A 23,591-nucleotide genomic window follows, 5' to 3' on the forward strand; every position below is an offset into this window, starting at 1 on the left:
TGATGGACGTGCGTGATGAGTTGATGGAAGGCCGACGGGCCATCCGCCGCCTCGGACGCGTCGTGGAGGTCAATCGGGCACCTCCGCCGTATGCGGTGTTCGATGCGGCGGGGGTCGAGATCGAGCCGGTCACCGCGTTTCTGCGGGATCTGGCGCTTGGGCATTCCAGCCCGCTGACCTGCCGCAGCTACGGCTACGGGATGCTGCGTTGGTTCCGTCCAGGTGTCACGGAAGGTGCAGGTCGTGACGACGTGATCTCACGTCTCTGCGCGACCGACGGGGTCGGCGACGACGAGATCGCCATGCTGGCGATGGCCCTGCTGTTCGCCGGCCATGAGACCACCGTCGTCCAACTCGGCTTCGGCGCACTGCTGCTGCTCTCTCACCCGGACCAGTGGCAGGCCCTGGCAGAATCCCCCGACCGGATCCCGGATGCTGTCGAAGAAATCCTGCGAGCCCCAGGCAAAGGCGGCGGAGGCATACCCCGCTACGCCCGCACCGACTTCGACATCGGCGGCGTCACCATCCACGCCGGGGACCTCGTAATGCTGGACAACGGCGCCGCCAACCACGACCCCGCCGCCGTGGCCTGGTGATCGACATGACCCACCCCGTCTTCGCGCGGCTGTACCCCCGCATGAGCAAGGCCATGGAACAAGCAGGCATGGCCGAACACCGCCGCACCCTCCTCGCCGGACTCACCGGCGAGGTCATCGAGATCGGTGCGGGGGACGGCGCGAACTGCACCCACTACCCGGCCACCGTCACCCGCGTACTCGCCGTCGAACCCGAACCACACCTGAGGCGACTCGCAGAAGCCTCCGCGCAGCAGGCGCCCGTTCCGATCCATGTCGTCGATGGCGGTGCCGAGAAAATTGCCGTGCCCGGAGAGAGCTTCGACGCCGCGGTGTTCTCGTTCGTCCTGTGCACGGTCTCCTACTCCGACGCGGCCCTCGACGAAGCCCCACGCGTACTCAGACCAGGTGGCGCGAAGTGGCCCAAGGCCGTCAAGAACATCACCGATGACGTCGACGAGCTGCTGGCTTTCTACGACTTCCCCGCCGAACTGGATCCATCTGCGGACGACGAATCCCATCGAATCGACCTTCGCGATGGTGCGCTTGCGGACCAAGGTCACCAAGGGGGCAGGCAGCGCGGCCGCCGCTCTCGCGATGGTCTTCACACTCGTCGAGTCCGCCCAGGCACGCTGGCGATCCTTGAACGCACCCCACCTCGTTGCCCTCGTCCACGCCGGAGCCCGCTTCGAACGCGGCCACCTCGTCGAACGCGCCCCGAGGCTCACGCAGCCTGATCAACCTCCACCGACCAGCAGGAATTGACAACTACTCTATGGAACAGCGTCGGCTGCGCTATACACTGCTATGTCGTGCAGGAGACGCGCCTCGACACTGCTCGGATCCGAGCGGCCCGCCAGGTAATCGACCCGATTTTTCTCGACACTCCGCTGTACCGCTGCGAGGCGCTGGAGCCCGACCTCGGGTGCACGGTGAGCATCAAGCTCGAAACGGCGAACCCGGTCCGCAGCTTCAAGGCCCGCGGCACCGAGGTAGTCGCGAGCCTGCTCACGGAGAATGGCCCGCAAGCCGTGGTGTGCGCCAGCGCGGGCAACCTTGGCCAGGCCCTCGCCTGGTCCGGTCGTGACCGGGGGCTCGACGTCACCGTCGTGGCATCCCGCTTTGCGACTGCGGCCAAGCTTGATCGCATCCGCGCATTGGACGCCAGGCTGGAGCTGGTGGACGGCGACCATGAGATGGCTCGCGAGCGGGCGGCGGCCGTCGCGCGGTACGACGGCATCCGGCTGGTCGAAGACAGCCTGGACATCGAGACCTGCGAGGGCGCGGCGACCATCGGCCTGGAACTGGTGGACACCGCGCCGTCGTTCGACACCGTCCTGATCGCACTCGGCGGCGGGGCGCTGGCCACCGGCGTGGGTCATGTGGTGAAGACCTGGGCACCCGAGGTCGAGGTGATCTGCGTCCAGCCGCTGGGCGCACCGGCGCTGACACACTCGTGGCGCCAACGGCGCGTCGTCACCACCGACTCGACCAACACCATCGCTGACGGCGTCGCTGGCCGGCGTCCCATCCCAGCCGTCCTGGACGACCTCCTCCTGGTCGCTGACGACGCCGTCCTGGTCCAGGAGGCGTCGATCACTGCCGGTATGCGCATGCTCCTCGACCACGCTGGCCTCGTCGTCGAACCGTCGGCCGCGCTCGGTATCGCGGCGATCCTCGAAGACCGTGACCGCTTCGCTGGCCGACACATAGTCACCATCGTGTGCGGCAGCAACGTCGACGTAGACGCCTATCACCGCTGGGTCGGTGCGGCTCCCATCCACAGGTCTTGACAATTGCTCGCCTCCGCTCGCGCGGAGAGGACTTCCAGTCCACAATGACCGTCTCGCCGTCTATCGGGGCACCTCCGCGCGAGCGGAGGTCCAAGGAAAGCGTCGCTCAGGTCAGGTCAGTGATCCCATAGCGTCCTTGTGCTCCTCTCGGCCTCCGTCCTTGCGGGCGTCGGGCAGCCCGCACTGACGGAGGGCCCTCTCCCACACGCGGTTCCAAGCCCGGAGCGACTGTCCGGCCCACTCCCTCCACTCTGGAAGACACGGTGCGCACCAACCCGGATCCTGGCACGTCGCCGCCCGGATCACCCGGGGCGGCCGCCGCATCCACCTTCGAATATCGGTGACCTGGCCCTGGCGGAATGAGCTCGCGGCCGCATTCCACCGATTGGCCGCACTGCCCCGCCCCGCCAGCTGGCTTCCCGTCACCCGGTCACCTCGGCCTCAAGGACCTCGGAGAACGCGACCCCGCGTCGGGCCCTCACCATGTCCACCGGCCGACACGGCCTCAAACAACACCACTCAGCCGCCCAGCAGCCCCAACTGAAACGGCAAGGCTGATCAACACCAGCCACCAGGTGATCATGAACGGACCGAGCTACCGGCCCGACGAGCGGCCGAGAGGAGGCTCCGAATAGGAGGACGACGAGAGCAGTTACCCGAAGTTTGCAGCATGCGTCGCGTGAGTACGAGTCCACGAATTCTGAGGCCTTGCACGAATGATCATCGGGGGTACCCAGATCACGAAGATCCCGATCATAGTGGCGCCGACCAAGGCGGCGCCCGCCGCCCGTGCGCTCCCCGCCGCCCCCAGGTCGCCTACGACGGCAGCGCCGCCGCCGTCGGCTGGTGGACGGGCATCGTCCCGTGGATGACGGAAGGCATGACCAGCGCCGACAGCACATCCGAGGGCGTGTTCATGGGCCAGCCCCTGTGGCTGACCGGCCTCACCGCGGTTTCAGGGTCGGCCCGGGAGTGGTCAAGGGCCGGTTTCAGGGCCCTTCTCCATCAGCGCTATCACGATATTCATTAGTATGGTCATGATCGGCGGAGCCGTCCTTTTCCCGCCGCCTGTGGTGTGGGATGACTGGAACCAGGAACACGATCAAGAGAGCGTACAAGGCGTACAGGGCACCCAGCCAGTAATACGGGCCAGGCCAGTAATACGAGCACGAGAAGAGCATGGAAAGAGGGGGAACGATGGCACGAGTGAGGGCGCAGAGCCTACGGAGGGTGGCCTCAGCGGTGGCCTCCGGTGCCGATCCCCGGCAGGCGGCCGAGGAGGAAGTCCGCCAGCGCACGGGTCGGCCGGCCGGCCGACCGCAGAGCCGGGGACAGGCCGGCCAGGGGCGGAACGACGCCGACGAGGAGTCGTACACGCCGGAGGAAGAAGGCATGGACCCCGCCGACTTTCCGGCCGCGAGGGAACAGGGCGGCTCCATCGCCACGGTCATGGCGCAGAAGACCGTCTCTCTCGACGAGGCCGGCGAGGCGCTCAACCAGAGCGAGCAGCAGCGTGAAGGCGGCGAGCAGGTCCATGCGATCTGCCCGATGGTGCTCCCGAAGGGCCGTTCGTTCCTGAGCATGCTCCCGGTGTTGTCGCTGCTCGTCCTGGGCGCGGTGGGCACCGCGGTCGTGTCGACGGTGGACGACTCCCCGCTGACCAACCCGCTCTTCGGGCTGCACTACTGGGTCATCTCCCTGGTCGCGGTCGCCTTCGTGTGGTGGCGACAGGGGATGGTGATGGTCCCGGACGGCTGCCAGGCGCTGATCACGCGCTTCGGGAAGCTGGAGAAGGTCGTCGGCCCCGGCCGGGTGATCCTGATCAGCCCGTGGAAGCGGGTCTCGTACATCCTCAACACCACCCGCGAGTACCCGTTCAACGCGCCGGTGCGCGAGGCGCCGACCAAGGGTGGCGTGAAGGCCTCGATCGACCTGTTCATCCAGTTCCGGATCAGCGACGCGACCGAGTTCGTCTACACACTGGGTGCGGTACGCGGCTTCGAGGAAAAGCTGAGCAACGCGGTGAGCGAGACGATCCGCAGCCTCATCTACGAGCAGGAGGCCGCCGGGATCTACGACATGGTCGGCGAGGACACCAGTCGGCTCCTTGAGCAGCTGAACCAGCAGTTCCGGCCCGCGGTCGAGCTGACCAACGCCAACATCACGCATGCGGAGCCGTCCGACCGCAACTACCGGATGGACCTGGCCGCCCCGGAGATGGTGCGGATGGCGAAGGAGGCGTACACCCACGAGTACGCGCTGATGCTCCGCAAGGAGCAGGACGAGGGCGACCTGAGCAAGGAGCTGGCGACCAGCCACGAGACGCTCTCCGCGATCCACGCCGACATCGCGCAGTACCAGGCCCAGATGGACACCGCCGTGGAGCGTGAGACCAACCGCGCCCAGGCCCTTGCCCGCCAGCGCTACGTACAGGCCGAGTCCGAGGCGAAGGCCAACGCGGCGCTGCTGGAGGCACAGGCCCTCGACATCCGCGCGGTCACCGCGGCCGAGGCTCCCGAGATCCTCGAGTACCGCTACCAGCAGCAGATCCTCGACACCCTTGAGCAGGTCGCGGACCATCTGCCGCGCCTCGTCCGCATCGGCGGCTCGGCGGACGGCGACGGCGCCGGGGTCGACTTCCTGCAGCTGGCCCGGGAGATGGTCGGCGAACGCGGCGAGGAGCTGTTCAGCGAGGCGGACATGGCCGCCATGCGCGGGCAGCTCGCCGCGATCGGCGACCGTATCGCCGGGCGTGAGGAAGAGATCGTGGTGCTGCTCCAGGCCGAGCGGCCCACCGTGCCGGCGGCCGAGAGCGGAGCACCGACGGGCACTTCGACCGGCCAAGAGACCGCCGAGCAGGCGAAGGCGTCCGAGATTCCCGACTTCTCCGAGGAGGGCGGTCAGTGAGTACCGCACGTATGAACCGCAGGTCGGTCATCTCCGAGGCGGTCGCGCCCTGGAGCGACATCGCCCAGCTGCTGCGCGGCGGCGAGGCCGGCACGCTGATCCCGGTCATCATCCCCCGCCACCGGCGCAGGCTTTGGTGGATGCTGCCCCTGTGGCTCGGCCTGTTCGCGCTGCTCATGGGCATGATGCTGTCGCTGCGCGAGGCGGACTCCGACGGCGCGGCGGACCTCGCCTACGGCACACTCGCCGGGCTCGCCTACGCGGCCGGCGGCCTGCTCCTGATCATCGGCGCACTGTGGTGGTGGCGCTCCTCGATCGTCGAGATCGAGCAGGGCACCAACGGTGTCCTGACCCGCTACGGCGCGGTCACCCGCACCCTGGACGCCGGCCGCCACTACCTCTGGCACCCCTGGTCGAAGGTGGACTTCGTGGTCGACACGGCCACCGAGATCCCGTACTCCGCCCCCGTGATGGCCTGCCCCACGCAGGAGAACGTCCCGCTGCGGTCGATCGAGTTCTTCCTGAAGTTCCGCATCACGGACGCGGTCCGGTTCGTTCGCACGATCGGCGCGGGCAACTTCGACCTGGTCCTGTCCAGCGCCGTCCAGGACGCCATCCGCCAGCGCGCCCGCCAGATGCGCACCGAGCGGGCGTACGACCTGCGCGGCTCGGACGTGGCCGACATGCAGGAGCTGCTCAACCGGCAGCTGGAGCGCTACGGCGTGCGCATCACCGGCTCCAACATCCCGGACGTCCAGCTGCCGACGCAGTATCAGCAGCACCTGGCGACCAGGGAGCGGGTCGCCAAGGAGCGCACGGCGTACGAGCAGGAGTGGGGGCTGACCCGCAAGCGCCGTATCGACAGCCTCGGCATGGACATCGAGCGGGCCAAGAAGGTGCGCGACGCGCGCATCGTCGAGGTGAAGGCCGCGCTCAACAACGCCCGCGAACAGGTTGCCCAGCTGCTGGAGGAGCAGGAGACCAACGCCCAACGGGTCCGTTTCGAGATCGAGACCCGCGGTCGCAGCGGCCTGATCTCCGCCGAGAACGAGGCCCGCGCCCAGCGCGCCCTGGCCAAGGCCTACCGCGACAACCGCGCGGTGCTTCAGTACGAGCTGGCCCGCCGCCGCCTCGAAGTGGGCGCGGAGCTGGCGTCGAAGGCACCGCAGCCGGTGGTCGTACGCACCGACGGCGGCAGCGGTGACACCTCGGCGCTCTCTACACTGCTCGCCGCGCAGCTGCTGCCGCGGATGACGGCGCTGCCCGCGGCTCCGACGCAGTACTTCGAGGACGGGCAGCCGGACGGGGACGACGACGCCTGACGCAAGCGTCACCCGCCACGCTCACCCCGGCGGCTCCCGGCTCCAAGCTCTCCTCGGAGCCGGGAGCCGGGAGCCGGGAGCCGCCGTTGCCGTTCTCTCGGGCTCGCCCCTGGACGGAGCATCCCCGGACGATCCCACTCAGTAAGCTTTCGGTCACACTCGGTCAGGGCACGTCGCCAACATGGTGCGGGAGTGCTCGACCTGCACCGGCGCGAAGGCGCTCGCCAGCCAGGTGTCCAGCGGGTCGACGAGGTCGGCCTCGCGGACGTAGACGTTCAGCGGATGCTGGATGCTGTTGGCAAGGGCGTATTCGTTCGGGAAACGGCCGGCCGTGCCGTGCTCGATCGCGGTGAACGTGATCAGCGTCGGCGCCGCCATGGTGACGGCGGAGAATCCGGCGGCGTACACCCCCTGGTAGACGCCCTGGGCACGGGCGTCGGCACGGTGCTGCACCGCGCCGCCTATGTGGCGCTCGGCCTGGACTGGGGCTACCGCGCCATCGACTGCACCCCCGACCGGCTCGCCTCCTTCCTCGCCTCCCTCGACGACGGCCGGGCGTGGCTGTCGCTGACCCCTACGGCGTCTCCGGCGGATCAAGGACGGACCGGGAGGAGGTGAGCCGGGAAAGAGCCGTCGGCCGGGATGAAGCCGCTCGTCGCCAGGATCCCTCCCATGTCGGCGAACTCCTGGCAGGTCGCGTACGTCCCGCCCTCGAGCGGCCATTCGGCGCGGACGGTTGGGCGGGTCAAGGCTGTCAGTTCTGGTGCGTCTTCTCGGCGGCCATGGGTAGTTCCAGGCGGGGCCCGTGGAAGCGTTCGCGCAGGAGCCGGTCGTGCGTCACCACGACCAGCGTGCCGGTGTAGCGGGCCAGGGCTGCCTCGATCTCTTCCACCAAGGCGGGGGACAAGTGGTTCGTCGGCTCGTCGAGCAGTAGCAGATCGAGTGGGCCGGCCGTCACGAGCCGGGCCAGTTCGAGCTTGCGGCGCTGCCCGACGGACAGGTTCCGTACGGGAACAGCGAGGTCGGCGGCGCGGAACAGGCCGAGCGCAAGGAGTGCGTCGGCGTGCTCGTCGGGCTGCCCCGCCCTGTCCGCTGCGAATGCCGCGAGCAGCGTTCGGGCATCGAAGGCGTCGTCGGGCGCGCTTTGCTGACGTAGGAATCCAACCCGGCGCGGTCGGCGCACGATACCGGCGTCAGGCGTCAGCTCCCCTGCCAGCAGCTGGAGAAGGGTGCTTTTGCCGACACCGTTGGCGCCGGTGACGAGGAGTCGGTCACCAGGGGCGAGTTTCAGGGACGGAACGTACAACTGCCCTTTGACCAGGACGCCTTCCAGGTGCGCTGCTGTTGATGTTTCCTCGGCGGTCGGCGTGCCTTCGACGCGGCCTGTGAACCGCAGTGGCTGCGGAGGTGGCGGCACGGGGTGCTCCGTGAGCCGTTGCAACCGCTCGCGTGCGTTCCGGATGCGGCTTTGTGCACCGTGTGCCCGCGAGCGCGCTCGAAAAGCGCCGGCGCCGCTGAACGCCCACGGCCCCTTGCGGGGGATCTCGGCCAGCAGCCCGATACCGGAGTCGGCAAGGTGTTCCTGCCGGGCGACCTCATTGCACCACTGCTCGTGTTCCCACACCCACCGGGCCCGGGCCGCCGCCTTGGCGGCGAGAAAACCTGCGTATCCATTGCCGTAGCGCCGTACCGTGCGCTGATCGTGGTCCACTTCCAGGATGGTGTCGGTGACGCGTTCCAGGAACGCCCGATCGTGCGTGGCCACGATGACCGTGCCCCGATGACGGCGCAGATGTCCTTCGAGCCAGGCCACGGCCTCGTCGTCCAGATCGTTGGTCGGCTCGTCGAGCAGCAGCAGTTCGGGGGCCAAGGCCAGGGTCGCGGCGAGCGCGAGCCGGGAGCGCTGCCCTCCGGAGAGGGTGCTCAGCACACGCTCCCGGTCCAGCGGCACGTGCTCGCCGAGCCGGCGCAGGCTCACCTCGACCCGGCGATCCGATCCGTGCCCGCCCCGCGCATCGAACTCGGCCACCAGTGCGGCGTAGCGCTCGAACTCAGCAGTGCCAGCCGTGCCCAGTGTGGCCTCGGCGACACGAATACGGTGCTCCAGGGCGCGCAGTTCGCCCAGTACGTGATCCACGGCATCGCCCACGCGCGCCGAACGGGGCAGATCGAGAGTCTGGCGAAGGTGGCCGATCCCACCCGGTGCTATGACGGTCAGGCTGCCGTTGTCGACAGGCTCCTGTCCTGCTAGCAGCCGCAGGAGCGTGGACTTCCCGGAGCCGTTGTCCCCGACGATCCCGACCTTTTCGCCCGGCCGGACAGTGAGAGACACGCGGTCCAGCACCATGCGGTCGCCGTAGTGCTTGGTCACCTCGGCAAGAGCGATCTGAGACGTCGTGAGAGGAGAAGCAGTGACGGTGGTGTCGACGGAAGCACGGTGCAAGAGCAGTCCTTTGCTGGGCGAACAGGATCGCGCGGCAAGCAGAAGGAGCACCAACTGCCAGCCGACGAACAAGAAGTTAGACGATACGGTCCGTCTCGTCAACCTGAACACCACCCGCAAGGTCACCGCCGAACGTCTCCCGGCCGAGACGGGCGGAACCGCAGATGTCCACCGCCTGCCAGCAGATCGTGCACGCCTTCAACCAGCATCCCGACCAGGCGTTCCGGTCCGCGAACTGCACGAACCACCCGGCCCGCCCACCGATGACCCGGCCGTGAACGTCACCCGCAGCCGCCTCGGACGCCTCACTCGCCAAGGCTTCCTCACCCCACCCGGACGCGGCCGTGAGAGAGACCGAGCGCTTCGTAGAGCGGCTGCTTTCGACCCGGGTCAGCCGCAAGCAGTCTGTGTGTCATACCACCCAACGTGCGGATCATGTCAGCCAAGACCGCTTCAGAGATGCGAGCTGTCGGCTCGGGTTCCTGACGCGCACGCAGCCGCCGCTCGGCGGCGTCTTTTTCCCGCTGGGCCTCTTTGATCCAGCCAGTGACCAATGCCGGGTTCGTTCCCGCATCGAGCGCGGCCCGGTAGCTGAGGATGCGTCGCTCGCAGTCATCGAATTGCCGCCTGGCCTCCGCTGGGGCCGGCGACCGTGAGTGGATGGTCCAAATCCGCACTCTTCGCGCATTCCGCTGCGTAACGGCACCGGTAACACGGGACGCCATGATTATAGTTCCCTTGCATTTTGGGCTTCGCTGAGGTCGGCGGCCTCAAGGATGTTCAGGTGCCGACGGCCCCGGATTCCTCTGAAGGGGCTGGACGGCTGCCTTCTGCGGAAGTCACGCGAGCTGGGCCGCTGCATGGCGGCCTAAGCCTGGACTGCCAGCACCCACGAAGGGCGCGGAAGCCATCAAAAGGCGATGTCCTATGAGTGGAGCAGGACACGCTTGCGGAGGAGATCGAAGCCTGCGCGGCCGAACATCTGTCGCTTGAGCATCTTGATCCGGTTGACGTGTCCTTCGACGACGCCAGATTTCCAGGGCAGGGTGAGGCCGGCCGTGACAGCATCACGGTCGCGGTCGATGCCTGCAGCCAGGGTGTGGATGAGTGGCAGATCGTCCTGCCGGACGGCGTCGAGCCATTCCGGCAGACGTTCGCTCTGGCTTTGTCCACGAGATTGGGCTCTGGTCCACTTCTTGTGGCGAGTAACGCTGTGTTATGGCTCGATATCGAAGTGCGCGAGAGTGGGAGGCACTGGGACAAGCACTTTGCGAAGACGGTTGAGGTGCGCGCCCCATTGCTTCCAGTCTTCGGGGTGAACCCAGCTGGGTGTAGCTCTTCTGCGGGGAGATGCCTGAGTTCTGCCACCGACCCCTGACAGGCTGGCACCTGCGTCTTGATGTGGGGCGCCTAATCGAGTACCGGTGGCCCCGCCTCGATGCGCCGCAGCACCGGAGCCAGGCAGTCCACATCGGGGCCGGGATCGAGTTGCCTTTCGTCCCACCAGGTGGCACCCGCGTCGCGCAGCGGGCCGATCACATCCTTGGCCTTGGCAGCGTCCGCCGGAGTGGCGCCGCCGACTACGAGGTCGAAGGGGCGCTGGGTGTCGCCTTCTCGATGATCGCGCACATAGGTGATCAACTCCCGCACGTCCTCGCGGTCCGGCGGGTATCCATGCAGGGCGTTCTTGAACAGAGGAACCGCGCCGTCCCACCGCGCGGCCCGTCGCATGGGCGGACGGTTCGGCCAGAATCCCCCGATCCACACCGGCGGCCGGGGCCGCTGCACGGTGGCGGGCTGCAGGCTCACGTTCCGCGCCTGGTAGTGCCGACCGTGATGGTCGACGGCCTCGCCCGTCCAGAACCGCCCCAACAACTCCAGCCCTTCGTCCAGTCGCTCGGCGAGCACACGTCGATCGGTGGAGTCGCCGAAGCTGCCGTACTCGTCCTCGACCGGCCCACCCAGCCCCGCGGCGAAGACGACCCTGCCTCCGCTGAGGTTGTCCAAGGTGGCCACCTGCCGCGCGAGTTGCTGCGGCCGACAGCGAGCTACCGGAGTGAGCAGCGTCCCCACCCGGATCCGTGACGTCGCGAGTGCGGCCGCGGTCAGCAGCATCCACGCGTCCCCGAAGGGCCGCCCCGAGTACCCCCGGTAATGGACGTGGTCCCAGACGAAGAGCCCGTCCCACCCGGACTCCTCGGCTGCCGCCGCTACGGTCGCCACGTTTCGGGGGTCGGCGAAGTCGCCGAAGTTCGGGATATTGATCGAGAAGCGCATCCGGGCATCGTGGGCTACCCCCACCTGTCCAGGCAACGGGTTATGCGCGGTCACACAGTGGAATCCATCGGTGCCCCCGGCTGCGGGGGCACCGAAGTACGAGCAGCCGGGGGCCTAGCGCGGAAGCGAGCCTGGGGATGAGCGGGTGGAGGGCGGCTCCGCGTTAACTGCCGGGCGACGGACCGCTTGCTGTGACCGGCGGCGAGGAGAGCGTGAATGGTGACGTGCTTGGCGCGAGTGCGTTCGGCGAACTGGTGCCCGGTCGGCCAGGGCGACCACGCGGCCGGCTCCGCCTGCGGTTCCTCCGGCTGGACCGGCGTGGGACGTAAGCAGCCTCGGTGCCGGTACGCACTTCTCGGCGGCCTCGCTGAGGTTGTGCCAGAGGGTACTGGTTCCCACCGCTCCGGCACCGATGCCCGCCCCGGCCGCAGACCCCTTCGGCTCACCCTGGCCGAGAGGGCACCGGTTCGCCGATCGCACCCGGGCCCGGCACGCCGCCGTCCACGCCCTGCTGAAGGCAGGGCATAGCCGCCGCTCGGTCCAGCGGCAGCTCGGGATGACCTACCGCACCGTCAAGCAGTTCGCCGACGCTACGAGACCGGAGGGACTGTTCACCGGGCAGTGGCAGAACCGACCCTCGGTCCTCGACGACTACAAGCCCTACCTCGACGACCGCTGGAGCGAGGGCTGCACCAACGCCTGGAAGCTGTGGGAGGAGATCGTGCCACTCGGCTACAAGGGCAGCTACCAGCGCGTTCGCGCCTACCTGCGCGAGAAACGCACCTCCCCGCGACCGGTGACCGCCCGGCCGCCCTCGCCCCGGACCGTCGCCGGATGGATCCTCCGCCGCCCGGAAGCCCTCACCGAGACCGAGCAGCTCCAGCTCAAGACCGTCCGCACGCACTGCCCCGAACTCGACGCCCTCACCCGCCACGTCCGGTCCTTCGCCCAGATGCTCACCGAGCGCCAGGGCGAACGACTCCCGCAGTGGCTCGACGCCGTCCGGCAGGACGACCTGCCCAGCCTCCACACTCTCGCAGCCGGCATCGACCGAGACCGCGACGCCGTCATCGCGGGTCTGACCCTGCTCTGGAACTGTGGCGTCGTCGAAGGACACGTCAACCGGATCAAGATGCTCAAGCGCCAGATGTTCATGGCTTCGGGCAGCGCGGCCCCTGCCGAGTTGGCAGGGGCCCGCGGCATAGACAGCAGAGGAGCGCCGGGACCTGCCCTCGACGAGCAGCACCCTGGCCAACACGGCTTACCGTCTGCTGGTGGCCTGACGGCCCGGCCTCACTTCAGGTGCCGGGCGAAGAACCGGGCCCCGTCCTCCATCTCGGACCGCGGGACGCCGGTGTGCCCGCCGAGATTGGCGTGCAGGGACTTCTCCTTGGAGCCGAAGGCGTCGAACAGGTCCAGGGCCGCCTGCCGGTCGTTCCCTTCGTCGTCCCACTGCAACAGGACCCGCAGCGGAATGGTGACCTGGCGGGCCTCCTCGAACATGGCGGCGGGGACGAAGCTCCCGGCGAAGAAGCCGGCGACCGCGACGCGCGGCTCGACCACGGCAAGGCGGACGCCGATGGAGATCACTCCCCCCTCGAACCCGACCGGGCCGCCGATCTCCGGCAGCGAAAGGAGGGCGTCCAGGGCGGCCTGCCATTCCGGGACCGCCTTTTCGACCAGCGGGAGGACGAGGGCGTCGACGATCTCGTCGCCGACCGGCTCGCCAGCCTCCATCGCCCGGCGCAGGTCGGCACGGGCCCGCTCGGCGGCGGCCCAACGGGGCCGTTCACCGCTCCCGGGGAGTTCGATGGTGGCCGCGGCGAAACCGTACTCCGCCGCGTAGTACCGGGCCCTCCCCGCCAGCCGGGGGTACATCTTGCGCAGTCCGAGCGGGGGGTGGCCTATCAGGATCAGCGGCGCCGGTGCGGACGCGGGCGTCCACAGGAGGCCGGGGATCTCGCCGAGGGTGAACGCGCGCTCGAGGACCGCGTCGTCGAGACGCTGTTCAGAAGTGAAGTGCATGGTCGTGCCTTTCGGGAGTGCTCAGAGCGGCGCTCCCGGACGACCTATCGCCCGACCGTGACCCCAGGGAAGAGCACCCATGTCGATACTGCGTTCACGGGTACCACCTCCTCGTTCTCCAGCACGGCCTCCGGAAACGTAGCAGCGGTCGCGTGTTCACCCCAACGGGTTTTTTCGCGGGCCCCGTGGCCGGATGCCAAGGAGTCGGAATACTGCGCAGAGCTGCTTGGGGCCTCATCACGTCTTCCCGAGGCGAGGCCCTGCGACGGCGGGGCGCGCTGGCGGCGCTGGCGTTCCTCATGAACATCGACCACGACGCGCCGCCGACACCTCCCCCTCTCATGTACTGGTGCTGTCGGTTCTCGGTGAACAAAGCCACTCGTATCCCGTCTTCGGGAGGCGGAAAACAGGAAGTTCTGCATGTTCGACTCCTGCGCCCTCGAACCATGCCTCGATGCTGGTAGGTGAGGCGAGCCAGTAGGGGTGGTTCGTACGCGGCGGTCCGCCTCCGCGCCGGCGGGCGGGTAGCGGCGCGCTGAGGGTCCGGGGCTCGGCAGAACTGACGGCGCGAACAGTTCGCCGACTCATGGAGGTGCCCATGCGCCCCTGCTCCCCGTCCATTTCCCTTGGGGCCCGTTCACCGATCGAAGAGCTGGAGCTGGCGTTTCATACCCTCCCTCAGGCACCACCCGGTAATCGGAGTTGGTCTTGGCCACCGTGGGGCGCGGGTTTCGCCGGATGCTCGGGCGGACGGACCCGTTGCTGGCCCCCAGCCGCATCTGTCGCCGAAGGAGATCGTGCGCGGTGTGCGCGACGAGGAGTGGGGCGCCACCCACACCACCGGACGGCCCTTTGCATAACGCCATCGAACTCGTATACCGCCCCTCAGCCGGAGCACGAGCCCCGCCTCGGCCCGCTGGCTGAGCCCGATGTCAGAGAGGTCCCCTAGTGTCAGTCGGCATGAGAAAGATGATTCTCGTCGACGGGACAACCAGAGGTGGCCGCTCCGACGGCTGGGAGCTGGAGATCGCCGAAGAGCGGCTGACCGTGCGTGAGCTGATCCGGCGGCGGGTCTTCCAGAAGGTGGCCAACTACAACGCGCGGCCGACCGAGGTGTTCCAGGGCCTGGCCCAGCCCGAGGACACCGAGGTGACGTTCCTGAAGCTGGTTCCGCTGGTGGGGAGTTGAGCGAGATGGAAGGTGTTCCCAACCACATCGCCGCGGGTGACATCGAGCTCGCGGACAGGACTCTCAACGCCATGGGAGTCACCGACAGCGGCTACCGGGGCGTCGGCTGGTCGGTGCAGCTTCTGGACCAGCTGCGTGATCTCCCTCAAGAGCGTCGTCGCAGCCTCGCCCGTTCCCTGGTCGAGCGTTACCACCGCATCGAGGATGCATCCGAGTTCCGGACGCGGACACTGCTTCTCGCCGGGATCCTCGCCGCAGATCTCCCCGAGGACCCACTGTCCGCCGAGCGCGTCGAGGTGCTCGACGACCTCGGCGAATGCCACTCCTTCTGGTACGAGGAGCATTTCTCGGTTCTGGTGGAGGCGGAGCTGGCCGCCGGCCGTTCCCTCACGCCAGCTGCGACTGCCGCCTTCCGGCGCAGTGGCATGGAATACGGCTCTCCGGCCGCACCACTCGGCCGCGCTGGTGAGAAACCCACCGACCCGGTGCTCAACGTGGGTGAGAAGTGGGCCGAGCGTGCCATGGAGCAGGTGGGTCCCGGTCCCGACGACCCGTGGCGGGCGCTGCTCGCGCACGCCCTCACCGCCACGTCCGCCAAGCCCAGCGCGAAGTGGGACAGACTGGCTCGGCAGCTCGTCGAGCCGCTGGGCCCTGAGCTGGTGCGGGAGAAGGTGGTGTCCTGGTTCGCCCTGGTGGGCGTTCCGCGTACCTTCCGTGTCAAGCCCGTGTTCTGCGAAGACCGCCACTTCAACGAGGTCTTCGACCCGTACAACGCCCTCGCGCTGCGCGGCCTTGCCTGGCTGTTGTCGCTGCTGCCACCGCATTCCGACGCAGCTCGTGCGATTGGGGCGTTGGTGGAGACCTCGCTGAAGAAGGTGCCTGGGCGGGGCCCGCGCAGTGCGAAGGTGGCGCATGCGGGCGCTCTCGCCTTGGGCCGGGTCGACAGTGAGCCCGCGCTGGCCGAGCTGGACCGTCTCGCCGCCCGGGTGACACACAAGGGCACCGCGAAGGTGATCGCCACCGCCCTGGAGGCGCACACGCGACTGCCCTTGGTCTGAGAGGGCGGTGAGCGAGTTGTTTACCCGTGAGCGTCTCCCACTGGCAGCCTGCACGGGACTGGTGGCGCACACAGCACCGCCGAACCCGCTGATCAGCTCGAACCCGACAGTTCCACGTTCCAACGATGACAGATCAGCCATCAGCTCACATACCGCCCTCTCAGAAAGTGACACGGAACCTGATTTCTAGATCCGGCAGCCCCTCGGCTCATCCGGCGACTGCCGCAACTGCCAGATGTCGCCGAGCGGGTGCCAAGGGATGCCGCGCGGGCCCGCCATGACCGACGGAGAGCCGATCCGCCGCGCCAGGGGCGGCTTCGGGCAGGTGAGCCAAGCCCCGCCGCTCGCTCCCGGCGCGGACCACGCCGGAGACGACCGGTCAAGGTCCGCGCAGACACGGCGTACTACTCCGCAGAGCATCACCACTGCGCGTCGGCAAAACCCACACGTGGCGGCCGTCCTGCCGGACGGCCGAGGATCGCAACCGCGAGTCGGGGCGCGACGACGAAGCCCGTACCGGGTCGCCCGCACAGCGCTCCTCGCCCACGCCACACCGGACCGATGAGCATTCCTACGGCGGTCGTGCGCGGAGGGCAGGGAACACTGTCCCTGGTCAACCCCTCCGCTATGGCGTACAGACCGCGTCCGAGCAGGTACTGGCCGAAGATGCGCACCACGACGTGCGCCGTGACCGGACCCGGCTCCAGCCGCTGGATCCGCCGACCCTCCGCGGCCTCCCAGGATGCGGGTGCGGCCCCTCGACCTCGGCCTGGGAGCTCATGGCAGACCGGCTGCGGATCTTGATCCGGTTGCGCTCCCCCTTCTTCTCTGAACTGCGAGTTGAGAGGGTCAAGGTCGATGCCAGACCGACATGGCCGGTCACGCTCCGATGAAGCTCACGGTTTCTGTCATGTCGGCCCGCCCGGTACGCAGCCGTGGCACGCCTTCCTTCTCGAATCCCACCGCGACACCGCAGAACAGTACGAGCCCGTCATCGGCTCCGACGATCTGGCTGACGGTCTTGCGATACATCGTCCACATCACCTGGGGGCAACTGTGCAGCCCTTCCGCCCTCAGTAACAGCATGACCGTCTGCAAGTGCATCCCCGCGTCCCCCCACTGCCCTGGCCCCATCGTCTGATCGAGGTAGCAGAACAGCACGACCGGTGCCCCGAACGCCTGCGAATTCAGAGCGGCGATCTTCATGGGCCTGTCGGGGTCATCGCGCTCGATTCCCAGTGCCTTGTACCGCTGGGCAGCTGCGGCGGAAAAGCGGTCCACGTACGGCGAGGTCAGTTCGGCCGGGTACATCAGATGCTCCCGCTCATCCCCCGGGTCTCCCGCCAGTGCCCTGGCTGTTGCGCGCCTCTTCAGCTCGGCCAGGGGCTCGCCGGTCACGACATACACATGCCACGGCTGGAGGTTCCCACTCGACGGAGCCCGCGTTGCTGCGGCCAGCACGCGTTCGAGTATCTCTTTGGATACCGGCTCATCGCTGAACGCCCGCACAGCCCGGCGACTGTCCACGGCTTCATACACATCCACGTCTGCTCTTCCTCTCACTTCACGACAGCCACTTCTCTACCGTCTTCAGCACGCACACAAGGCAACAGGTGATTCGGATCGCACTTCGATCTGCGGCTGGCCGCAGCACTGTTCTTCGGCCTGTCGATGCGCTCGGCCTCCGCTTGCTCCACGAGGCGGTGGACGGGCTCGTACGTGATCGGAGGAATTATGGAGCGGGCTCCTTGACGTCACTGGTGCGGATCGCGATCTGGGCGAGGGTGGGCATCCCCAGGTCGATTCAGAGCATGGCGTGATGGACGCAGTCACGCTTGAGAGGACAGTCTCGGAGGATCTTCCGGGTCTTCATGCGGGCGAAGGCATTCTCGACACGGGCGCGGACCTGTTTGTGGGACTTGTCGTGTGCCTTTTTCCAGCCGGGCAGTTCTTCGCCTGCGCGGCGGCGGCGGGGCATGACGAGACCTGTTCCGGGATAGCCGCCGTCGGCGATCGTCACAGTCTGACCGACGGCGGCCTTGGCCCCTGACTCCCCCATGCCTTGCAGTCGTTGTGGTTGCCGGGCAGGGAGGGCCTACCAAGACAGCGAGGCGGGTGTCGGCCTCGATGACGACCTGATGGTTGGTCGAGTACCGATAGTTCTTGGACTGCTCAGCGATGGTGCGGTCACGGGTGGGCACCAGCGTCCCGTCCACGCCCAGTACGGTGTCCTTGGCGAAACGCTTGCGGGGCCGGAGCGCGATCATCGGCCCGAGACGGCTGATGATCCGGTCTGCGGCCGACTTCGACACACCGAAGAGCGCAGCGAGCTGCCGCACCGTCAAGTTTGTACGCCAGTAAGCCGTGACGAGCAGAGTTCGGTCCGACAGAGACAAGCTCCACGGCCGGCCCCTGCCGAGGGCGTCCGCGCCCCCGCGCCGCAGAGCCGTTCCAGCGTCGCGTCCTGCCCGCGCATCGAGGCGCTGATCCAGTGGTTGCCGGCGCGGCTGGTCTTGGTGGCGGTCTGGCTTGTTGACCAGTAGGTGGAGGTTCGCGGTGTTCGGCCACCGGTTCGCCGGTGCTCCAGCCAGTCCAGCAGATGAGCCGCGTCGCCGGGATGGTGGCCGCCGCGACGGAGCGGTCGACCTGCTCTGGGGATGAGCGGTTGCAGACAGGCGTACTCGTATTGCCCGACCTTGATCCGGCTGGTGGGGTTGCGGAAGATCAGTCCGTTCCGCTTGGCCCAGGTGAGCAGCGAGCGCAGGGCGGCGAGTTGGTCGCGGCGCTGGTGGCCGTGGAGTGTCCTGATGCAGGTGAGGACGTCGTCGCGTGTCACTTCGCGCAGGTGGCCGTAGGGGTTCGACCATTGCAGCATGGCCGGGCGGACTCGGTTGAGGTAGAGCCAGACCGTGCCTTCACGTCGCGGGAAGCTGCGGGGGCCGCCGTCACGCAGCACGCGGCTAGGGAGGGCAGAGCCGTCCGCTGCAGCCGCCCCAGGCCAGACAGCCGTCGGCAGGAGTCGGTGGGCTTGCGGTAGCCCTTCGGATACCGGCTCATGCAGGTGGCAGCGACCGGCCGTCGCGACGCTCGGGCACCACCGCCGGAACCGGTGCGGCGACGCCGACAGCGGTCTCCTGCATGCCCCCGGCCCGGGGCTCATGTGCCGCCCCGGACCCCGGTCTCTGTCACCGTGCATGGACGTACCAGGAATCGATCAGACCTGTTCGAAGTGGAATGCCTTGATGAAGCAGTCGCGGGGCTGGGCGACGGCGAAGAGGATGCACTCCACGAGTGACTGCGCGGTGAGAGCGTCCTTAGCCTTGCGCGGTGCTGTCTCCCATTCCTCGGAGAGCGGGTCAGGGTTGGCAAAGTCGGGCGGGTAGAGGGAGATCACCCGGACCCCCTGCGGCCGCAGGCGCTTGGAGAGGATCTCGGCGAACCCGGCCTGGGCGCTCTTAGCCGCGTAGAAGGCTTCGTGCGCGTCCGAGCGGTGATGCCCGGCCGTTCCGCAGGCGGAGACCATGGTCACCACGTCTGGTTTGTCCGAGTTGAGCAGGAGAGGGAGGAAGTTCTTCACGGTCAGGACGGTGCCGGTGGCGCCGGATGCGATGGTGTCGACGACGTCGGTGTCGGAGGCGGATTGCAGGTCTGGGCTTTCGAGGTAGCGGGAGCCGTTGTTGATCAGCACGTCGATGTGGTCGGTGTGCTGGGTGACGTCGGCAGCGAAGTCGCGGATCGAGGCGGGATCTGTCAGGTCGCAGGCGAAGGCGTGAACCTGTTGGTGCCCTCGGCCGCGGATCTCGTCGCGGACACGCTCAGCGTTGGCGAGAGTGCGCGCGGAGAGGAAGACCTCGGCGCCGAGGTCCGCGAGACGGATGGCCAAAGTGCGCCCGAAATCGCGGCCTGCGGCGGTAATGACCACGCGGTGATCGTCGAATCTCATGTCGGAGCTCCTGGTCCGTGGATCGGATGTTGCGGTGAAGTGCGGCGGCTGACCTCGGTGGCGTAGGCGGCCCAGTCTCCGGCAGCGGCTCGCTGCCATTTGACAGCGACGGTGATGTCGATGCCGAGGGCGCAGGAAGCTCGACCGGGACGGCGCCGAGGCGGATGCGGACCGCTCTGTCCGTCACCTCGATGTCGTCGACGGTGAGCCCGGAGATCGCCGCGGGCCACTGGGCATGGAGGAGCAGCAGCAGGCCAGTGAGGCGGTCTTCGGACTTGAGTGTGTCATCGTGCAGCAGGCGTCATGCGGTGGCCCAGCGGGCTTCGTCGTCCATCGACGAGGAGGGGCCGTTCCATCGCTCGGCCTGGAAGCTGAGATCACGGGTGATCTTCTGGGCCAGGGACCGTGAGCTGGTAGTGCGTGATCTCCTTGCCGCGGTTGCGACGGCGAAGCCTGCGCAGGAGGTGCCTAGCCTTCGGGGAGCTCGTCGACCGCGTCACGGTCGGCGCCCGGGGCGATCGAGGTGATCACTTCGTGGACAACCCTATGTGGATCACGGTCGTCGTTGTCCGGACACATCGAACAGCGCGGCAGGCCCCTGCGGTCTCGAAAGCCGACGCGTCGAACGTTGCCACAGGCAGTGCACTCGGAGGTCTCCTGCCCGCAGACCGAGCAACACCAGTCCTGGCCCTGGCGCTGGAGGGTTCGGAGTTGCTTGCCGCACTCGGCACAGACCGGCGGTGAGATCGCCGAAGCGCCGGCCTTGCGGCGCTCGATGAACAGGTCGCCGATGGCCCGGGGCGCCGGGGGCCGGCCGTCTCGAGGAGGTCGTCCATGGTGCAGTCGAGGATGTCGAGCAGGGCTATGAGGATCCTCAGACTCAGTCGCTCCGGTCGCTCGACGACGAGCCGGTAGACCTGACTCGACTACAGGCTGATGCCGCGTTCGGCGAGCGGAGGGATGAGGTCGGTATTGGAGAACATCCCGCGATCCGCCATGACTTTGCGCAGGTGCCAGTGGTAGTCAAGCTGGCGGCCATCGCCGGATCCCTCCTGTCAGGCCCCGGTGAACGCCAGGGAGCTGTCGCACTCGTGGCCGACCTGCTGCTGGATGAACCGGCGGTCGACTCCGCCCTCGGTGAGATTCGTGACGCAAGTGTGGCTTGTGGCCGCAGAAGCCGTGTGCGGATGACCTCGTGTTGCGATTGAGCAGGCCGGGGGTCGAGGCCGCATTCGCGACCCAGCTCGTCGAGCGTGTTGCATCCGAGGGGTCTCCTGGGGTGCAGATCACTCATCGCTGTTGACCGTGGGACCGAGTTGTCAGTGGGGGCTGAGATCGTGCAAGCGTGAGCGAACTGGTTGAGCATGTCGATGAGCACGACCGCGTGCTGGGGGTCGTCGAGCGGGGTGAGGCGGTGCGTGAGAACTGGCTGCATCGCATTGCAGCGACGATCTGTCGTGATCGCGAAGGTCGGATCTTGGTGGTGCGGCGGGCCAAGACATTGGCCCGGTTTCCAGGCTGCTATGACGTCATGGTCGGTGGGGCCGTGGACGTGGGCGAGTCGTATGAGGAGGCGGCGGTCCGTGAGTTGGCTGAAGAACTGGGCGCTCGTGTGCCGGTGCGCTTCCTGTTCAAGCTCCTGTTCCGGGAGGGGATCAGCCCCATCTGGCTCGGGGTGCATGAGGCTGTCGTGTCGGAGATCTTCGTCCAGGACTCGGGTGAGATCGGCTGGTACGACTGGCTGACAGTGGCCGAACTGCGCGAAGTCGTTGATGAATGGTGCTTCGTTCCGGGAGGGCGGAAGGCTCTGCGCCAGTACTTGGGGTCTGGATTCGGCAGCGGTGCGAGCGAGCTGCCAGCCGGGTGACCGGCGATGTGGGTTGCCTCGGTTCAGGGCGGGCATTTCAGCTGCGGGACCCGATGACGGTGGTTCGCGGTGCTGGGAGGCGGCTCGCGGAATGCCGCACATTCACTGGCGGGCCGCTCTGAGCTCGCGGATCAGGGCGCGGACGGAAACGCTGGAGGCCAGCTCCGGGGTGGTGATGTAGCCCACGGAACGGGTCGGACGGTCGGGTCCGAGATCGGTGATCTCGATGCCGTCCGGTGCTTCGTTCAGCGAGAGCGCGGGCATGATCGCCATGCCGAGACCTCTGCTCACCATGGAGAGCACCGCTCCGTCGTCCTCGGTCAGGACGGTCGCCTTCGGAATCCAGTCCTGCCCAGCCCACCACTGGCGGGTGTAGGAGCCGCAGTTCTCGTGCCAGTCCACCAGCGGCAGGGAGCGTGGGGCGGGGTGGCCTGCCGGGTGCACCAGCGAGTAGGGCTCCTCGATGAGTACGTCGCCGATGAGCCCAGCGGGCACGGGCGAGCTGGCGCCCATTGTTGCGATGCCCACGTCCGCGTGCCCCTCGGCGACTTCTCCGGCGGTGCCCGCGCCCAGCTCACGGACGACATGCACCTCCGGTTCGATGCCGGGGTGGCGGGCGGTGAGACGCTCGAGGACGGGCGGCAGCAGGTAGAGGGCGGCGCTACGAAAGGCGGCGATGCGCAGCGGGCCGGCGACCGTGCCCTGCTCGGCGCCGCGGGCCTCTGCGGCCAGGGTGTCCAGGAGTCGCAGGACCCGGCGGGCGTGGGCGGCAGCGGCGGTACCGGCCGCAGTGGGCGTCGCGCCCTTGCGGCCCCGCTCGAAGAGGACCGCTCCGACCTTGCGTTCTGTCCCATGTATGGAGTGCGAGACTGCGGACTGGGTCAGTCCGAGGACCTTGGCGGCCGCCGAGAACCCGCGCTCGCGGTCGACGGCCACGAGGATGCGGAGCTCGTGCGGGGCGAGGTCGGTGGCGGCAGCCGCAGTCGGTGCGGGGGCTACGGGGGCTGCGGCTGTCATGAGGGGTCCCACCTGCTTCTATGAGGGCCCTTCATGGACCGGGCCGTTCCATGAGCGCAACCTTCTCCCCAGCCCCCGCATTCCTCCGTACGGTCACCGTCATGACCGAGACCGCGCTCACCGTGCACCAGACCGCCCGCCCCCATGGCTTCCCCACCCCCGACGACTTCGCCTTCGTCGAGTCCGCGATGCCGGAACCCGGCCCGGGGACGGCGCTGGTGGAGAACCTGTACTGGTCGGTGGACCCCTACCACCGCGAGATGATGGACGGGGACTTCGCGCTGAACACTCCCCTGGAGGGCCGCACTATCGGCCGGGTGGTGGACTCCCGCGATCCGGCGCTCCGCGAGGGCGAGATCGTCTTCCACCGGCAGGGCTGGCGCACCCACGCTGTCGTCACCCCCGAAGAGGCGCGTGCTGTCCCCCGCTTCGAGGGGGTACCGCTCTCCGCGCATCTGAGCATCCTCGGCGGCACCGGCCTGACCGCCTACGTCGGTCTCACCCGCATCGCCGAACTCCGCGAGGGTCAGGACGTGTTCGTCTCGGCGGCGGCCGGCGGTGTGGGCACGGCCACCGGGCGGCTCGCCCGGCTGATGGGCGCGGGACGGCTGGTCGGCAGCGCGGGCAGGGCGGCGAAGGCCGCCTACCTGACGGAACACGTCGGCTACGACGAGGTCTTCGACTACCACTCGGGCCCGGCGGCCGAGCTGCTCGGCAAGGCGGCGCCCGACGGGATCGACCTCTGCATGGACAATGTCGGTGGCGAGCACCTCGAAGCGGCGATCTCCTCGCTGCGTGAGTACGGACGGATCGTACGGGTCGGCACGATCGCCCAGTACAACAGCACCGGCACGCCCTACGCCCTACGCAACCTTCCTGACATTGTCGAGAAGAGCCTGCGGATGGAGGGCTTCTTGGTCCGCGACTACCGTGACGTGCAGGAGGAGTTGTACGAGTTCGTCGTGCCGCACCTGCAGAGTGGACGCGTCACGCTCGATGAGACCGTGGTCGACGGCTTCGGCGGCATCGTGGACGGGTTCCTGGGGATGCTGCGGGGCGAGAATCAGGGCAAGATCATCGTGCGGGCGGCCGGGGCGGGCGTCTGACGGACCGGGACGTGCCCGGCGCCCCTGGACGCCTTGGTGCTGGAAGTCGTCCAGCACCGGCACGTCCCCT

Annotated in this window: 17 protein-coding genes and 5 pseudogenes; 12 read left to right on the forward strand and 10 right to left on the reverse strand. The window is 68.1% G+C overall.

From position 1 onward, the window contains the following. Positions 1-2 precede the first annotated feature (2 nt). The 6 genes and pseudogenes from LHJ74_RS02125 to LHJ74_RS02150 all read left to right on the forward strand — a co-directional run bounded on the left by LHJ74_RS02125 (position 3) and on the right by LHJ74_RS02150 (position 6,597). Positions 3-596: a cytochrome P450 gene (locus LHJ74_RS02125; protein ID WP_260215669.1), complete on the forward strand. Its 594-nt coding sequence runs from the start codon at positions 3-5 to the stop codon at positions 594-596. Positions 597-664: 68 nt separating this feature from the next. Continuing rightward, positions 665-928: pseudogene (locus LHJ74_RS02130) on the forward strand (class I SAM-dependent methyltransferase); the annotation flags it as partial. Between the two features lie 57 nt (positions 929-985). Continuing rightward, positions 986-1,340: pseudogene (locus tag LHJ74_RS02135) on the forward strand (transposase); the annotation flags it as partial. Positions 1,341-1,387: 47 nt separating this feature from the next. Then, positions 1,388-2,368 carry a threonine ammonia-lyase gene (locus tag LHJ74_RS02140; protein WP_260215670.1) on the forward strand — a complete coding sequence of 327 codons (981 nt, stop codon included), beginning with the start codon at positions 1,388-1,390 and terminating at the stop codon, positions 2,366-2,368. Positions 2,369-3,565: 1,197 nt separating this feature from the next. Beyond that, a complete protein-coding gene (locus tag LHJ74_RS02145; RefSeq protein WP_260215671.1) occupies positions 3,566-5,275 on the forward strand; it encodes an SPFH domain-containing protein in 1,710 nt (569 codons plus the stop codon). Beyond that, entirely contained in the window at positions 5,272-6,597 is a 1,326-nt protein-coding gene (locus tag LHJ74_RS02150; protein WP_260215672.1) for an SPFH domain-containing protein, read from the forward strand. The genes LHJ74_RS02145 and LHJ74_RS02150 overlap by 4 nt, the downstream gene beginning before the upstream one ends. A gap of 153 nt (positions 6,598-6,750) precedes the next feature. On the opposite strand, the gene LHJ74_RS02155 is transcribed toward LHJ74_RS02150, so the two are convergent. Then, positions 6,751-7,050 (reverse strand): hypothetical protein, encoded by a 300-nt coding sequence (locus tag LHJ74_RS02155; RefSeq protein ID WP_260215673.1) that lies wholly within the window; start codon positions 7,048-7,050, stop codon positions 6,751-6,753. On the opposite strand from LHJ74_RS02155, the gene LHJ74_RS02160 reads away from it, so the two are divergent. Continuing rightward, on the forward strand, positions 7,042-7,215 hold the full coding sequence (locus LHJ74_RS02160; RefSeq protein ID WP_260215674.1) for a hypothetical protein: 174 nt from the start codon (positions 7,042-7,044) through the stop codon (positions 7,213-7,215). The two genes, LHJ74_RS02155 and LHJ74_RS02160, sit on opposite strands and share 9 nt — an antisense overlap. Positions 7,216-7,351: 136 nt before the next feature. Here the strand turns inward: LHJ74_RS02160 and LHJ74_RS02165 are convergent, their stop codons facing one another. From LHJ74_RS02165 to LHJ74_RS02175, 3 genes and pseudogenes are all read right to left on the reverse strand, one after another. Continuing rightward, positions 7,352-8,944 carry an ABC-F family ATP-binding cassette domain-containing protein gene (locus LHJ74_RS02165; protein WP_260215940.1) on the reverse strand — a complete coding sequence of 531 codons (1,593 nt, stop codon included), beginning with the start codon at positions 8,942-8,944 and terminating at the stop codon, positions 7,352-7,354. A 1,021-nt stretch (positions 8,945-9,965) separates the two neighbouring features. Beyond that, positions 9,966-10,190 (reverse strand): annotated as a pseudogene (locus tag LHJ74_RS02170) (transposase); the annotation flags it as partial. A 260-nt stretch (positions 10,191-10,450) separates the two neighbouring features. Next, positions 10,451-11,317, reverse strand: a complete 867-nt coding sequence (locus tag LHJ74_RS02175; protein ID WP_260215675.1) for an LLM class flavin-dependent oxidoreductase — start codon at positions 11,315-11,317, stop codon at positions 10,451-10,453. A gap of 556 nt (positions 11,318-11,873) precedes the next feature. On the opposite strand from LHJ74_RS02175, the pseudogene LHJ74_RS02180 reads away from it, so the two are divergent. Beyond that, positions 11,874-12,404 (forward strand): annotated as a pseudogene (locus tag LHJ74_RS02180) (transposase); the annotation flags it as partial. A 206-nt stretch (positions 12,405-12,610) separates the two neighbouring features. On the opposite strand, the gene LHJ74_RS02185 reads toward LHJ74_RS02180, so the two are convergent. Beyond that, a complete protein-coding gene (locus LHJ74_RS02185; protein ID WP_260215676.1) occupies positions 12,611-13,342 on the reverse strand; it encodes an alpha/beta hydrolase in 732 nt (243 codons plus the stop codon). A gap of 960 nt (positions 13,343-14,302) precedes the next feature. On the opposite strand from LHJ74_RS02185, the gene LHJ74_RS02190 reads away from it, so the two are divergent. Both LHJ74_RS02190 and LHJ74_RS02195 read left to right on the forward strand, forming a co-directional pair. Then, the gene (locus tag LHJ74_RS02190; protein WP_260215677.1) at positions 14,303-14,530 is read left to right on the forward strand and encodes a hypothetical protein; all 228 of its coding nucleotides are present in this window, start codon (positions 14,303-14,305) and stop codon (positions 14,528-14,530) included. A gap of 5 nt (positions 14,531-14,535) precedes the next feature. Then, a complete protein-coding gene (locus tag LHJ74_RS02195) occupies positions 14,536-15,588 on the forward strand; it encodes a hypothetical protein (protein ID WP_260215678.1) in 1,053 nt (350 codons plus the stop codon). Positions 15,589-16,467: 879 nt separating this feature from the next. On the opposite strand, the gene LHJ74_RS02200 is transcribed toward LHJ74_RS02195, so the two are convergent. The 4 genes and pseudogenes from LHJ74_RS02200 to LHJ74_RS34315 form a co-directional block, all read right to left on the reverse strand. Then, positions 16,468-17,133: a nitroreductase gene (locus tag LHJ74_RS02200; protein WP_260215680.1), complete on the reverse strand. Its 666-nt coding sequence runs from the start codon at positions 17,131-17,133 to the stop codon at positions 16,468-16,470. A gap of 259 nt (positions 17,134-17,392) precedes the next feature. Further along, positions 17,393-18,080: pseudogene (locus LHJ74_RS02205) on the reverse strand (transposase family protein). Positions 18,081-18,802: 722 nt separating this feature from the next. Next, complete coding sequence (locus LHJ74_RS02210; protein WP_260215682.1) at positions 18,803-19,531, reverse strand: SDR family oxidoreductase; 729 nt, start codon at positions 19,529-19,531, stop codon at positions 18,803-18,805. Between the two features lie 527 nt (positions 19,532-20,058). Further along, on the reverse strand, positions 20,059-20,415 hold the full coding sequence (locus tag LHJ74_RS34315; RefSeq protein WP_375546650.1) for a hypothetical protein: 357 nt from the start codon (positions 20,413-20,415) through the stop codon (positions 20,059-20,061). Between the two features lie 461 nt (positions 20,416-20,876). Here LHJ74_RS34315 and LHJ74_RS02220 point away from each other — a divergent pair, with 461 nt between their 5' ends. Continuing rightward, complete coding sequence (locus LHJ74_RS02220; RefSeq protein WP_260215683.1) at positions 20,877-21,398, forward strand: NUDIX hydrolase; 522 nt, start codon at positions 20,877-20,879, stop codon at positions 21,396-21,398. A 102-nt stretch (positions 21,399-21,500) separates the two neighbouring features. On the opposite strand, the gene LHJ74_RS02225 is transcribed toward LHJ74_RS02220, so the two are convergent. Then, the gene (locus LHJ74_RS02225) at positions 21,501-22,415 is read right to left on the reverse strand and encodes a LysR family transcriptional regulator (RefSeq protein WP_260215684.1); all 915 of its coding nucleotides are present in this window, start codon (positions 22,413-22,415) and stop codon (positions 21,501-21,503) included. 101 nt (positions 22,416-22,516) lie between these two features. Here LHJ74_RS02225 and LHJ74_RS02230 point away from each other — a divergent pair, with 101 nt between their 5' ends. Continuing rightward, a complete protein-coding gene (locus tag LHJ74_RS02230; protein WP_260215685.1) occupies positions 22,517-23,521 on the forward strand; it encodes an NADP-dependent oxidoreductase in 1,005 nt (334 codons plus the stop codon). Positions 23,522-23,591: the final 70 nt, after the last annotated feature.

The sequence above is a fragment of the Streptomyces gossypii genome (assembly GCF_025165795.1).
In the GTDB taxonomy this organism is placed as follows: Bacteria; Actinomycetota; Actinomycetes; order Streptomycetales; family Streptomycetaceae; genus Streptomyces; species Streptomyces gossypii.